10 protein-coding genes are annotated in these 14,099 nt (G+C 66.7%); 3 read left to right on the top strand and 7 right to left on the bottom strand.

The window, feature by feature from the left end:
* Window positions 1–22 precede the first annotated feature (22 nt).
* Complete coding sequence (locus K414_RS0114315; RefSeq protein ID WP_027496556.1) at window positions 23–1,333, top strand: AarF/UbiB family protein; 1,311 nt, start codon at window positions 23–25, stop codon at window positions 1,331–1,333.
* A gap of 34 nt (window positions 1,334–1,367) precedes the next feature.
* On the opposite strand, the gene K414_RS29415 is transcribed toward K414_RS0114315, so the two are convergent.
* The 3 genes from K414_RS29415 to K414_RS0114300 form a co-directional block, all read right to left on the bottom strand.
* Window positions 1,368–1,688, bottom strand: coding sequence for a WhiB family transcriptional regulator (locus tag K414_RS29415; RefSeq protein ID WP_027496555.1), 321 nt, complete (start codon window positions 1,686–1,688; stop codon window positions 1,368–1,370).
* A gap of 153 nt (window positions 1,689–1,841) precedes the next feature.
* The gene (locus K414_RS0114305; RefSeq protein ID WP_027496554.1) at window positions 1,842–2,153 is read right to left on the bottom strand and encodes a hypothetical protein; all 312 of its coding nucleotides are present in this window, start codon (window positions 2,151–2,153) and stop codon (window positions 1,842–1,844) included.
* A 143-nt stretch (window positions 2,154–2,296) separates the two neighbouring features.
* Entirely contained in the window at window positions 2,297–4,411 is a 2,115-nt protein-coding gene (locus tag K414_RS0114300; RefSeq protein ID WP_027496553.1) for an ATP-dependent DNA helicase UvrD2, read from the bottom strand.
* 112 nt (window positions 4,412–4,523) lie between these two features.
* Here K414_RS0114300 and K414_RS0114295 point away from each other — a divergent pair, with 112 nt between their 5' ends.
* Entirely contained in the window at window positions 4,524–4,793 is a 270-nt protein-coding gene (locus K414_RS0114295) for a mycoredoxin (protein ID WP_027496552.1), read from the top strand.
* A gap of 7 nt (window positions 4,794–4,800) precedes the next feature.
* On the opposite strand, the gene nudC is transcribed toward K414_RS0114295, so the two are convergent.
* Entirely contained in the window at window positions 4,801–5,703 is a 903-nt protein-coding gene (nudC, locus tag K414_RS0114290) for an NAD(+) diphosphatase (protein ID WP_027496551.1), read from the bottom strand.
* A gap of 23 nt (window positions 5,704–5,726) precedes the next feature.
* Entirely contained in the window at window positions 5,727–6,794 is a 1,068-nt protein-coding gene (locus K414_RS0114285) for a potassium channel family protein (RefSeq protein WP_027496550.1), read from the bottom strand.
* Between the two features lie 139 nt (window positions 6,795–6,933).
* Between K414_RS0114285 and K414_RS0114280 the strand changes: the two genes are divergently transcribed.
* Window positions 6,934–7,320 carry a membrane protein gene (locus K414_RS0114280; RefSeq protein WP_027496549.1) on the top strand — a complete coding sequence of 129 codons (387 nt, stop codon included), beginning with the start codon at window positions 6,934–6,936 and terminating at the stop codon, window positions 7,318–7,320.
* Here K414_RS0114280 and K414_RS27025 read toward each other — a convergent pair.
* The gene (locus tag K414_RS27025) at window positions 7,283–10,690 is read right to left on the bottom strand and encodes a UvrD-helicase domain-containing protein (RefSeq protein WP_037219252.1); all 3,408 of its coding nucleotides are present in this window, start codon (window positions 10,688–10,690) and stop codon (window positions 7,283–7,285) included. The genes K414_RS0114280 and K414_RS27025 overlap by 38 nt on opposite strands.
* Entirely contained in the window at window positions 10,687–14,004 is a 3,318-nt protein-coding gene (locus K414_RS0114270; protein WP_202595066.1) for an ATP-dependent DNA helicase, read from the bottom strand. Before K414_RS0114270 ends, K414_RS27025 begins: the two co-directional genes overlap by 4 nt.
* Window positions 14,005–14,099 lie beyond the last annotated feature (95 nt).

Below are 14,099 nucleotides of genomic sequence, written 5' to 3'. Positions count from 1 at the left end.
AAGGTTCAGCCATGATGGAGCTGTGTCAGACATACCGCGCCGTGGATCCACTCGTACCGCGAAACTAGCCAGCATTCCCCTGGGAATGGCCGGACGTGCCGCGATGGGCTTCGGAAAGAAGCTCGCCGGCGGAAACCGCGACGAGATCGACGCGGATATGGCCGCCAAAGCAGCCGAGCAACTCTTCTCCGTACTCGGAGAGCTCAAAGGCGGAGCCATGAAGCTCGGTCAGATGCTGTCGGTGATGGAAGCCGCCGTCCCCGAGGAGTATTCGGAGCCCTACCGTGAGGCACTGACGAAGCTGCAGGCTCAGGGCCCGCCCATGCCGGCCAAGACAGTGCACCGCGTACTCGATCAACAACTGGGTACGGCGTGGCGATCACGGTTCGAGAGTTTCGACGACACCGCTATCGCCTCGGCCAGCATCGGCCAGGTCCACCGAGCCACGTGGGCGGACGGGCGCGACGTCGCGGTCAAGATCCAGTACCCGGGTGCGGACGACGCCCTGCGGTCGGACCTCAAGACTCTGTCTCGTTTCGCGAACCTGTTCAGCACGGTGCTCGCCGGTACGGACGTCAAGCCCGTGCTCGAAGAGCTGACGGCTCGCACCGAGGACGAGCTCGACTACCGTATCGAGGCAACCAATCAGCGCGCCTTCAGCAAGGAATTCGCGGGCGATCCTCGGTTCGCGGTACCCAAGATCGTTGCCAGCGCCCCGAAAGTGGTTGTGAGCGAATGGATGACGGGCAGGCCCCTGGCCGATGTGATCGCGCACGGAACTGCGGACGAGCGTAATCGAGCCGGCGAACTACTGGCGCGGTTCGCGTTCGAGTCTCCCGCGCGCGCGAAGTTGTTGCACGCGGACCCACATCCGGGAAACTTCATGATGCTCGACGACGGCCGAATGGGCGTCATCGATTTCGGGGCATGTGCTCCGATGCCAGACGGCCTGCCTCCGGTCCTCGGCCGGATGGTCGCACTCGCTCGTGACGACAAGTTCGACGAGCTGGTCGAACTGTGCACCGAAAGTGGCTTCGTGGTGCCGGGTCGCACGGTGACGGAGAAGGAAATTGCCGATTACCTTCGCCCGTTCACAGACCCGATTCACACCGAGTCGTTTCACTTCACTCGGGCGTGGCTGCAGAAAGCGGCAGGCACCGCAGCCGATTTCAACAGCGCACAGTTCCGCACCGTTCGCTCGCTGAACATGCCGCCGGAGTACGTGATGATCTTCCGGGTACTGGGTGGCCTGGTGGGAATCTGCGCGCAGCTCGACGCCTATGCGCCGTACATGGCAATTCTGACGGAATGGTTGCCCGGCTTCACCGAGTGAATCACTCGGTGAAGCCGGACCTCCGGATCGAGCTTCATGCCGCGTTCTTACGTGGCCGTCCGCGAGGACGCTTGCGTGCGATGACAACACCCTGTTCCAGGATCTCGCCACCCCATACGCCCCACGGCTCGGCGCGATCCAATGCGGCGCTGAGACAGGTTCGGCGGATGGGGCATTCGGCGCACAGCGCCTTGGCCTGCTCCAATTCGGCAGGGGTGTCGGCGAACCACATGTCGGGGTTCGCCGCTCGGCAAGGCACCGACAGCTCGAGCTCCGCCGATTCGGCGAAACTTGTTGCTGCGTAGGTGCTTTCGGACTCTGGTCGGCATGTCGTCCGGATCGTGGCGGTTGACACGTCGGTCTCCTCTACTTTTCGTGCGGCGTCGTTATCGGTTCGAGGGGTAATGCGAACCATGTCGGCCTCACGCTCGGGTAGAGGATCTACCTGAACGACAAAGGCCACGGTCCGCGAGTGCGGGTCCGTGGCCTGGTGGGCAAATCGAAGCGTCTACCTACAGTGAAGTCGGTATCTGCTGTCGAACACGGACGCGCGTGGTGCGCGGAGACGTCGATGGGTGTACACAGCGGGTGCTGCCAACGCCAGGACGCCGGGGGCGGAATTCGACCCGAGGGCTTCCGATGCGGACTGGTGCATCGGGCCGAAAGCGGTGGGACGAATCCACGTCTGCGCAACCGAGCCGGCGGCTACGGCCGCAGCAGCGGGCGTACCGACCAGTGCATCGCCGAAGGGCGTTGCACCGCAGACAGGGCTGAGCACGACGGTTGCTCTTGCACCGGCGATGTCGAATGTGTCGATCATGTTCTTCAGCTCCTGTTCTGGTCTCGTGGGCGGACTGGGCAGTGTGCGGTCTCCCGCGACACGAGAAACAGATTAAGCCCCCCGCCGAGATCTGCACAAGTTATTTTTGACCAGCAGTTTTACGGCATCTGTTCGATGGACGGTTACCGGTCGGAAGAGCGCACCACCGTGAGCACGTCCTCGCCGAAGCGCTCGAGCTTCTTGGCCCCGATTCCCGGTATCGCAACGAGCCCACGCTCGTCCTGCGGTTGCTGTTCTGCGATAGCAGTCAACGTGTTGTCACTGAACACGACGTATGCGGGCACCTTGAGTTCACGAGACTTGTCCAGGCGCCACGACTTCAACGCATCGAGCAGGGCGATGTCCACGTTGGACGGGCAACTGTCGCATCGTCCGAGCATCGTGGCCGACGTGCCGATCAGCGGCTTACCGCAGATTCTGCACTTGGGCCCGGACCTCTTGGCCGCGGGTGCCGCGATGCGCGACGCGGGCGAATCCTCGGGCACCAATCCGACGAGGAATCGGGAGCGGCGACGCGACTTGCGCCCACCCTCGTTACGGGCCAGGGCCCACGACAGGTGCAGGTGAACCCGTGCCCGAGTGACACCTACGTACAGAAGGCGGCGTTCCTCCTCGACGGCGGCCTCGTTGTTCGCACTGGGATCGTTACCGATCGCGTGAGATATCGGCAGCGTTCCGTCGGCAAGCCCGACGATGAACACTGCATCCCACTCGAGCCCCTTCGCCGCGTGCAACGAGGCCAGCGTCACGCCCTGCACCGTCGGTGGATGCCGCGCCTCGGCGCGAGCGGCGAGTTCACCCAGAAGTGAGTCGAGGGTCAGATCGGGATCGTGCACCAGCAATTCCTCGGTGAGTTGCACGAGACCTCCCAGAGAGGCCCACTTCTCCCGCGCCTGCGCACCGGTCGGCTCGGTTGCGGTCAACCCCAGTGGAGCAAGCACGGCCCGAACCAGACCGGTGAGGCCGTCCCCGGAACGAGAACCGTCGGGTAGATCGTCGCGGCCCGCAGCCTGGCGCAGAGCATTGACTCCCTGCCGCACCTCGGGTCGAGTGAAGAAGCCCTCGCCGCCGCGAACCTGATAGGGAATCTTCAGCTCGGTCAGGGCCTGCTCGTGCGCCTCGGACTGCGCATTGATGCGGTACAGGATCGCGATCTCGGCAGGCTCGACGCCTTTCGCGATCAATCTCTTCACCGCGCGTGCCACTCCGTCCGCTTCGGCGGGCTCGTCGTCGTACTCGAAGAACTCCGGCTCCGGACCGGAATCACGCTGACCGATCAGCTGCAGGCGAGTGCCGGCAATGCGACCCCGCGCAGCACCGATCACGCGATTGGCCAGCGACACGACCTCCGGCGTCGATCGGTAGTCGCGTTCGAGACGGACAACCGTGGCCTCGGGATACTTGCGCGAGAAGTCGAGCAGATAGCGAGGAGACGCGCCGGTGAACGAGTAGATCGTCTGATTCGCGTCCCCGACGACGGTGAGGTCGTCACGATCGCCCACCCAGGCGTCGAGAACCCGCTGCTGGAGCGGCGTCACGTCCTGGTACTCGTCGACGACGAAGCAGCGATAGCGTTCGCGGAATTCGTCGGCCACCGAGGAGTGCTCTTCCAGCGCCGCGGCGGTGTGCAACAACAGATCGTCGAAGTCGAGCAACATGCCGTCGCCGCCGCGAGATTTAAGTTCTTCGTACCCCGCGTACACCGCAGCGACCTTGGTTGCGTCCATGGGCACGTCGCGTCGGTTGCTCGCCGCTATGCGCGGGTAGTCCTCCGGAGCGATCAACGAGCCCTTGGCCCACTCGATCTCGCCCGCGAGGTCGCGGATGGAGTCGGTAGAGGTGGACACTCCGGCCCGGTTCGCTGCCTGCGAGACCACGGTGAACTTGCGATCGAGCAACTGCCACCCGGTGTCGCCGACGACCTGTGGCCAGAAGTATTTGAGCTGACGCATCGCGGCAGCGTGGAAGGTACGAGCCTGCACCGGAGGGCCCTCTCCCCCGACGCCGAGTTCTCGAAGACGGCCCCGCATCTCACCGGCCGCCCGCGCGGTGAAGGTGACCGCCAGTACCTGGCCGGAGGACACGTGTCCCGCGGACACGAGATGCGCGATGCGTCGAGTGATCGTGCGAGTCTTGCCCGTTCCGGCCCCGGCGAGCACACAAACCGGACCACGAGGAGCCAGCACTGCCGCGGATTGCTCCGGATCGAGCCCGGCGGTCATCGCGTCGTCAGCCATGGGTCCATTGTGTCAGTGCCTACCGACAGCGATGTCCGGGCCCGACGCCGCCGAGACTCGCCGAGGCGGCCGTCACGGAACAATCACCTGCGCCCTGCTGTTGACTGTCTGCGTGACCACTACCGAGAACACCCAACAGACCCCGGCCGCGCTGACCGTCTACTCCACCACGTGGTGCGGGTACTGCCGCCGACTCAAGACTCAACTCGACGAGGCCGGAATCGCCTACTCCGAGATCGACATCGAGCAGAACCCCGAGTCCGCCGAGTTCGTCGGCAGCGTCAACAACGGAAACCACATCGTGCCCACCGTGCAGTTCGCGGACGGATCGACGGCAACCAATCCCAGCCTCGCCGAGGTCAAGCGCGCTCTGTCGCTCTGATCGGGCGTCAGGTCGTCGCTGCCCACGCCTCCAGCATCCCGCGAGCGATCGAGATGGATCCGGGAAGCAGCAATCGAGACGTCGACTCCGATCCCCAGTCGCCGAGTTCGAGGGCGGCGACGACCTCGGTCCGCTCGAACCAGTGCGCCTCGGCGATCTCGCCGTCCTGGAACGCGAGCGGCTGATCCGGGTCGGCGACGGCCGAAAAGCCGATCATCACCGAACGCGGAAACGGCCACGGCTGACTGCCCAGGTATTCGATGCCGGAGACGTCCAGCCCCACTTCTTCCTTGATCTCCCGCGCGACGCAGGTCTCCAACGATTCGCCGGCCTCGACGAATCCCGCCAACACCGAGAACCGACGTTCGGGCCACATCGGTGCGCGCGCCAAGAGCACTCGATTCGCGCCGTCGTGAACCAGGCAGATCACCGCAGGATCGGTGCGCGGAAATTCTTCGTGACCCGAGGACGTGCTGGTCCGCGACCAGCCTGCGGCCGACGGAACGGACGGAGCGCCGTCGAGCGAGCTGAACCGCGCACTGGCGTGCCAATTGAGGATGGCCAGAGCCCCGGTGACCATCGACAGCGACACACTGTCGAGGCGCTCGCCGTCGGTTCGCAGGTCTCCCAGCGTGCCCTGAAGTAGTTCGACGCGTCGTGTCCACAGGTGCCGGTCGCCATGAATTCCGAGGAAGACCACGTCCTCGGTCGGTTCCGTGGCCACGTCTGCGGCGTCGACGAAGACCAGACCACCCTCGTCCACTGCGAATCTGCCGCGACCGTCCACGTCGAGTATGCGAGCAGTGGACCAACCGGCGGCCAGTGCCGCTGTGTCGCGGCGCAATTCCTCGGCTCGGTCGAGCGGTGATCGAGACAGTCGAGGTGGATGTACGAGCTGGAAATTCGGCACGCTCACGACCCTACTGGGCCTGCCTAGTCGGCCACGCGACGGATATACAGCAGTCGGTCGGTTGCCTCGATCGCGTCGACCTCGGGCGAACCGACTCGGAACAGCTTGCCGCCCCGGACGACTCCCAACACGATGTCGGCCAGATGACGCGGCGAACCGCCCACCTCGTCCCGCTCCACCTCTCGCTCTGCGACGGCGAAGCCTGCCTCCGGGGTGAGAAGATCCTCGATCATCTCCACGACGGACGGTGTGGACGTGGCGATCCCGAGCAGCCGACCCGCCGTCTCGGACGAGACGACCACCGAGTCCGCACCGGACTGTCGCACCAGGTGCGTGTTCTCGGCCTCGCGGATCGCTGCGACGATCTTGGCCTTCGGAGCGATCTCCCTGGCCGTCAGCGTCACCAGGACTGCCGTGTCGTCGCGGTTGGTCGCCACGATGATGGCCGCGGCGTGTTGAGCACCTGTCAGCCGGAGCACATCGGATTTGGTGGCGGAGCCGTGGACGGTGACCAGACCCATCGCCGAGGCCGCGTCGAGCACGGTCTGATCGGTGTCGACCACGACGATGTCCGAGGCCGACACTCCGTCGCCGAGCATCGCGTCGACTGCGGTTCGGCCCTTGGTACCGAAACCGATGACCACGGTGTGATTGCGCACGCTGCGTCTCCATCGCTGAATTTTGAATGCCTGCCGAGACCGCTCGGTGAGAACCGACAGCGTGGTACCGACCAACAGAATGAGGAACAGGACTCGTAGGGGGGTGATGACCAGAATGTTGACCAGACGCGCAGACGGACTCATCGGCGCGATGTCCCCGTATCCGGTGGTCGACAACGACACCGTCGCGTAATAGAACGCGTCGAGGAACGACAGCTCGCCGTTCTGATTGTCGCTGTAGCCGTCGCGATCGAGGTAGACGACGAACGCCGCGAGAAAGAGAATTCCCAACGCCATCAGAACCCGCTTGTAGATCGCGCTCCACGGGCTGGATTCGATTTCCGGAACCCGCAGCACACCTACCAGCGCGAAATCGGGCTTGTCGGTCAACGCGCCGCTGTCCCCCAGGCGCGTGCGCAACCTACCTCCCACGTCGCCCACCGAGGTGCTCACCGAAGTCGAGATCATTCACGGCACGCAGCGTAACCCCATGCCGCGCTTCTGCGTCGACAACCGACCGCTTCGAGCGGACCGGATGGGCGGATGCAGCACCGTGTGGCACGGTGTGTGCATGACACAGAGACCGAGTCAGGCCGCAGCGCTGCGTCTCGCGGGATTGCTCGCCGGCGCCGGAGTACTCCATTTCGTCACTCCCCAATTCTTCGATGCGCAGGTACCGACCGCCCTGCCCGGTTCGGCGCGGACGTACACCCAGGTATCGGGAGTAGCCGAGCTCGCTGTCGCTGCCACGTTGGCCGCACCCCGCACCCGTCGAGTGGGCGGTGCGTTGGCAGCGGGCCTGTTCGTCACGGTATTCCCCGCCAACATCAACCTCGCATGGAAGTACGTACGCAGCTCCAAGACGTCACCGGCCTTGAAGGCCGCCATGATCGCTCGTCTCCCCCTGCAGATCCCACTGGTCACCGAGGCTCTGAAAGCTCGTCGACTGGCGCCGTAGTGCCGACGTCGTCCACGACGGATCGACCTTCGAGCAACGCCGCCAAAGCTGTTGCGTCAGGCAGCTTGTCGGGCGAGATGGTACGACCGCTGCGGACGTAGTGGAACGCCGCACGGACGCGATCGAGCGGTACCGGCTCGGCACGACCGACGGACATCAACTCCGCCCACGCCAGCCGGTACGCCGCCAGCTGCATCGCCACCGCCTGCTGCTCGGACGCCGACGGTTCGGCTCCGGTCTTCCAGTCGACGACGGTCCAGCCGCCGTCCGGGTCGGCGAACACCGCGTCGATCCGACCGCGCAGCACTGTTCCAGCCACCGACGTCTCGAACGGCACCTCTACCTCCACCGGACTGCGCAGAGCCCAATCGGAGGCCTCGAACGCCCGCTGAAGAGTGTCCAGGTCCACATCGGCAGAAGCACCGGTATCGGCGGAGCCCGGCAGTTCGTCGAGATCGAGCAGTCGGGTCGCGCCGAACCGGCGCTCGATCCACGCGTGAAACGCTGTTCCCCGGCGCGCCAACGGATTCGGGGGAAACGGAAGTGGCCGGCGCAGTCGCGAGGCGAGCGCATCCGGATCTGCCGCCAAGTCGACCAGCTGCGTCACCGACAGGTTCTCGGGTAGTGCGACATCGACCCCGGCAACGGCCCGCGCCGAGCGCTCGGCCAGCAAGGTCCGGACGTCGAAGCCCCACTCCTCCGGGTCGTCCTCGTCCTCGTCTTCGTCCGAATCATGGTGGGAGCCGGCCCTGTCGGCCAGGGCCCGCAGAACGTCGGCCGCACCACTCTCGATCGCGCCTCGCCGCGGCCCGAGCGGATCTCGCGGCCAGGATGCCGTATGCGGCTCGGCCCCCAACGGGTTGACGGCTCCGGCTTCGGGGGCCGGTGCCCACTGCTCGACCACCGCGACGGCGTCCTCGGCCGTCGAGGTGTACCGGTGGAGCTCGTCGAGAAACTCGGACGGGCCACGAGGCTTCGTGGACGTCTCGTCCCACTGATGCGCCGAGACCAGCAGCACCCGTTCGGTTCTGGTGAGTGCAACGTAGAACAGTCGACGATCCTCCGCGAGCCGACGCCGAGCGAGTGCATCCTTGTGCCGCTTGACGGCGTCCTCGAGGTCCTTTCGGTTGTAGAGGTCCTCGAGCTCGAGTACCGGTACCCCCTCGGAACCTTCACCGTCGAGAGCGCGGTCGCCGCGCAGGGACGGCGGCAGTTCGGCCATCGCCCCGAGCCAGGTCGACGAGGCGTTCGAGGACGGGAACACTCCGGTCGCCACGTGCGGTACGGCCACGACCTCCCATTCGAGGCCCTTTGCCGAGTGCACCGTCAGCACCTGTACTCGATGCGGGGCGACCTCGACCTCGCCCGGAGCCAACCCGTCCTCGACAGTCTCTGCCGCCGCGAGGAACGACAGGAATCCGGTGACCGTGGCCGTTGGATTGTCGGCGTAATCGGCCACCACATGGGCGAATTCGTCGAGATGCTCGCGCCCGACTGCACCATCGACACCGAACGGTGTCCGCGCCTGCGCTTCGACGCCGATGCCCATGATGCGTTCGATGTCGGCGACCAGTTCCGTCAGCGGCTGCCCGATTCGGTCGCGCAACAGATGTAGTTCTCCGGCGAGCGCAGTGATGCGTCGGTGCCCGGCCTCCGAATATCGTTCGGCCGAACCTGGATCGGCGATGGCGTCGGCCAGACCGGCCTGCTCCGACTGTTCCCCCGGCAGGGCACTTCCGAGCGCGGCGTCGAGCGCCTGTGGGTCGTCGACACGGCCCGCGGTGCCGTAGCCGCCCCGAATCTCGAGCTCCTTGGCGCGCTGAGCGAGCGCCCGCAGATCGGCGGCCCCGATCTGCCATCGGGAGCCCGTGAGGATGCGCATGGCCGAGCTGCCCGCAGTCGGATCGGCCACCAGACGCAGCATCGCGGTGATGTCGGCGACCTCCGGCACATGCAGCAATCCGCCGAGCCCGACCACCTCGACGGGTAGGCCACGGCTACGCAGCACCTCGGCGATCGGCTCGGCATCGGCGTTGCGCCGCACGAGTACCGCGGCACTGGGCGGAGGCCGGTCCAGTTCGAGGGCGTCGCGGTAGTGCTCGGCTATTCGGTCGGCGATCCATTCCCGTTCGTCGAGGACGGTGTCGGTGACGGCCAGCCGTACATCGCCGGGCACCGCGCCCGGCCGGGCCCGCAGGGTCGGCACCGGTACACCGACGCGGCGCAGGGGGTCGGTGATCAGATTGGCGAGAGCGAGTGCCTCGGGCGGGTTGCGCCAGCTGGTGAGGAGTTCGAGCCGCGGTGCCGGACTGCCGTCCGCCTGCGGGAAATCGGTGGCGAACCGCGGCAGGTTCGCCGCCGACGCCCCTCGCCACCCGTAGATCGACTGCATCGGATCGCCCACGGCTGTCAGCGCCAGGGTGGCATCGCTACCGGATCCGAACAGTGAGGACAGCAGCACCCGCTGGGCATGACCGGTGTCCTGGTATTCGTCGAGCAGAACGAGCCGAAAGCGTTGCCGCTCTGCGATTCCCACTTCGCGATGTTCGGCCGCGACCCGCGCCGCCATCGACATCTGCGAACCGAAATCCAGTGCCCCTTCGTGCCGAAGCGTCTGCGCGAGTCGTTCCACCAACGGCAGCAACGTGATTCGTTGATGTTGGGCATCGAGGATGTTGAGCAGCTCCTTGGTCGGCCCACCACGTTGACGCGGACCGGGGCCGAGTGTGTGCACCAATTTCTCGAGTTCCACGTGCGCCTCGCGCAGCTGGTCGGGGTCCACCAGATGCTCGGCCAGCTGACCGGAGAGGGCGAGTACCGCCTCGGTCACCGACGTGGGATTTCGGTCGGTGTCGAGATCGCCGTCCCACGTGCTGACCACACGATGCGCGAGCTGCCACAGTTCGGTCTCCGACAGCAGCGTCGCGGAGGGCTCGATGGGCAGCAACAGGCCGTGCTCGGTGAGCAGTCGCCCGGCATACGAGTGGTAGGTGCTCACCTCCGGCTCGGCGGCGAGAATCCGTTCGCGCAGTGCCAGACTCGGATCCAGCGCGCGCACCAGATCCGACCCGGCGAGCCGCGCCAGCCGAGCGCGGATTCGGGACGTCAGTTGCTGCGCAGCCTTGCGGGTGAAGGTCAGTCCGAGTACCTGATCCGGATCGACGAACCCGTTGGCCACCATCCACACCACTCGCGCGGCCATCGTCTCGGTCTTCCCAGCCCCTGCGCCTGCCACGACGAGCGTCGGACCGGGTGGGGCGGCGATCACCGCCGCCTGCTCGTCGGTGGGTGGGTGCTTCTGCCCGAGGGCGCGGGACAGTTCGACGGGTGAGACCCGCACGGTTGCGCTGCGCGTCGCCGAGGCGGTCACTGCTCGGTCACCTGCCGTCCTGTCTCGTGGGCCGGGCAACTGGATTTGACGGGGCAATGTCTGCACCCGTCGTTGACTCTGGCTTCGAAGACGGGACCCTGCGTCGCCGAGGCCGCCCGGTGGACGGTGTCTCGCCATTCCTCGAGTTTCTCCGGTGTCGGCACCTCCTGGATCCGCTGCGTTGCGCCGTCCTTGTTGTGCGGTTTGGCCACGAACACCAACCGGGCACCCCCGGGTTCGCCCGCGGGCTCTCCCTCGATTGCGCCCGCGGCAGCGGCGACCTGATACGTAGCCAATTGATGGTGATTGCGCGCGTCTTCCTTGGACATCACCGTTTTGGCCGTCTTGACGTCGATGACGACCGGGCGGCCGTCCGGATCGTGTTCGAGCCGATCGATCCGGCCGCGCAGGGCGACCGCAGGCTCGTCCTCGGATCGGGCGGCCAGAATGCCGTCGACCTGTACCTCGACGCCCGCCTCGGTGAGCTCGCCTCGGGTGCCCTGCAGCCAATTCTCGAACGTGTCGAGCATCGCCCCGGTTCGATCGAGCTCGTGACGCGAGAACCACTGTGATCCGAGATCGACTGCATCCCACGCCGTCTCGAGTGCCCGCCTGAGCTGGTCCGGTGGAATCCGGCCTGCCACCGCCTGCACCAGAGTGTGCACGAGGGTTCCGGTGACGGCGTGAGTGTTGGTGCCGTCGTTTCCTCCGTGACGTTCGAGCATCCAGCGCAGCGGGCACGTGGTGAGCTGTTCCACCGTCGATGGCGAGAGCGGGACCGGCCCATCGCCGAGGTGCCACAGGGGCTCGCTGGTGCTGAGGCCCGCAATTCCGAACCACTCGTCGGGATGTGCGCCTCGGACGTCGGCCTCGGCGAGTGTGGCCAGGTGCCGCGCGGCGCGCGCTCGCTTGTCCGGATCATGTTCGGCGACAACGGGATCACAGACGACCCCGCGAAGCTCGGCGACCAACATCGGTAATGCCAACACCCGGTGCGGGGTCGGCGGCTCGGAACCTTCGGGCAGCGGGACGGGATCTGCGTCGCCGTCGACTCCCCGGAGTTCGTCGACGAATCGGGAGCGGACCAGATCGGTATCGCCCGTGCTCGAGTCCACGGCGGTGACGAGCAGAGTGGAGCGCGCGCGACTGCACGCCACGAGGAAGAGCTTGCGTTCCTCGGCGAGTAGCGGTGCAGCTTTCGACAGTCGTCCGTCGAGGGCCGCAGCCGCGTCGACCTTGCCGGACACCAGATCGACGAGCGTGTCGGTTCCGAGGAGGCTGCCGCGCGCTCGCAGACCCGGCCACAGCCCCTCCTGAACCCCGGCGACCGCCACCAGTTCCCATTCGCGACCGGCTGCCGAGTGCGCGCTGAGCAGCGTCACCGCATCGGCCGGCGCAGTCGAACGATTCGAGCTCGAGGTAGGAATCTGTTGCTGCGCAATGTAATCGAGGAATCCGCCCAGCTGCGCGCGCGGCAGCCTATCGACGTAGGCCGCCGCGGCGTCGAAGAGTGCGACCACCGCGTCGAGGTCTCGATCGGCCTGAGCACCCGCGGACCCACCCCACGCGGACGCGGCGGCCCAACGCCGCTCGAGTCCGGACGCCTGCCACGCAGCCCACAGCACGTCCTCGACTCCGCGGCCCTCCCGAGCCACCGCTCGCGCCTTACGAACGACGCTCAGTGCTCGTCGCAGCGGTGCCGCTTCCACGTCCGACAGACCAGTGATCCACCCGAACTTCTCTCGCGTCTCGCCGGTGAGAACGACTCTGAGCAGTTCGGCCGAATCGCGCTCGCCGCCCGAGGCCAGTTCGAGTCTGCGGACACCTCGGCGCAGCCGCCGCAGACCTACCGGATCGGCACCCCCGATCGGGCCGGACAGCAGAGCCAGCGCATCTTCTCCGTCGAACGACGGGTCGGAGATCGCCCGCAGCACCAGCAGCAAGCCCACCGCTCCGTGCTGGCGATGCAACGGCAACTCCGAAGCCGGGGTGATCATGGGGACACCGGCCGCGTGCAGAGCGCGACGCAGCGGCGCGACGGTACGCGGGACCGACCGCACGACGATCGCCATCTCGGACCAGGGCATTCCGTCGATCAGGTGCGCGCGTCGCATGGCGTCGGAGATGATCGCGGCTTCCTTGGCAGGCGAAGACACGACGTGTACCCGGGCCTCCGGCTCGCCGAACCGAGCCGTGGCCACCGGCTCGGGACTGCGGTGCCGACCGAGCCCGGGCAGTCGCCCCGCCACGATGTCGGTCAGTTCCGCCACTGCAGGCACCGATCGAAAGTTCCGCGTCAGGACCACCCGTCGAGGCGAGTCCGCATCGAGCAGATCGGCCACGAACGTGGGATCCGCTCCACGGAACGTGAAGACGGATTGATCGGGGTCCCCGGCGATCACGGTCGATTCGGTATCGGTGCCGATCAACCGAATCAGCTGCGCAGCTTGCGGATCGAGGTGCTGTGCATCGTCGACGACGAGGTGCCGGATGCGGGCGCGCTCACTGCGCAGCAGATCCGGGTCGGTGGCGAACGCCATCAGTGCGCTGCCGATGAGCTCGGCCGCGTCGAGGCCCGGTGCCGTGGCCCCTGCGGCTTCGACGCCGACTGCGCCGCGCAGCAACATGGCTTGTTCGTATCGAGCCGCGAATTTGCCGACGGCGATCCATTCGGGTCTGCCGTGCGTGCGGCCCAGCTTGACCAGATCCTCGGGTCCGATTCCGCGTTCTGCGGATCGGAGCATCATGTCTCGCACCGCGGTGACGAATCCTGCGGTACCGAGAGCCGGGCGCAATCGATCCGGCCAGTCGGTTGCGCCGTCCTCGATGTCGCCCCGCAGCATCTCGCGGACCACCGCGTCCTGCTCGGCACCGGTCAGCAGTCGAGGAGGCGGATTGCCGTAGAGGGAGGCCTGCAACCTGAGTACCGCGAACGCATAGGAGTGCACCGTACGTACCAGCGGTTCGCGCGTGGCGCGCAGCGCGTGATCGCCGCTGAACAGACCGGCGGTGATCTGCTCGCGGAGCGTGATGGACGCGCGCTTCGACTGAGTGAGCACCAGGACCGATTCCGGATCGCCGGACACGATTCGGGAGACTGCGTAGTCCGCCACGAGCGCTGTCTTTCCCGAGCCGGGCCCGCCGAGCACCTGCCAGGGGTTCCATCGAGGAGCGCCCTGAGCCGCCTCCGCCGCCGAATCGGGAGTCCACGCCAGCAACCGGGCAGCGGAATCGGTCCACCGGCGGGGCGGCTGCGCCACCCTGGGTGCACGGACGAGGGTGACCGTCGCGCCGTGTCTGCCGTCCGTGCTCATGCGGGACATGCAATCACGCCCCACCGACACGAAGGGCCGTGCCCCGATCCGGCGGCCCGGGGGCGGCAGCCGACCCGTCCCCTTCGAAACCGGGG

Source organism: Rhodococcus sp. JG-3 (assembly GCF_000482405.1).
In the GTDB taxonomy this organism is placed as follows: Bacteria; Actinomycetota; Actinomycetes; order Mycobacteriales; family Mycobacteriaceae; genus Rhodococcoides; species Rhodococcoides fascians.
Note: the sequence above shows the minus strand (reverse complement) of the source record. Positions and strands in the feature narration are given on the sequence as shown.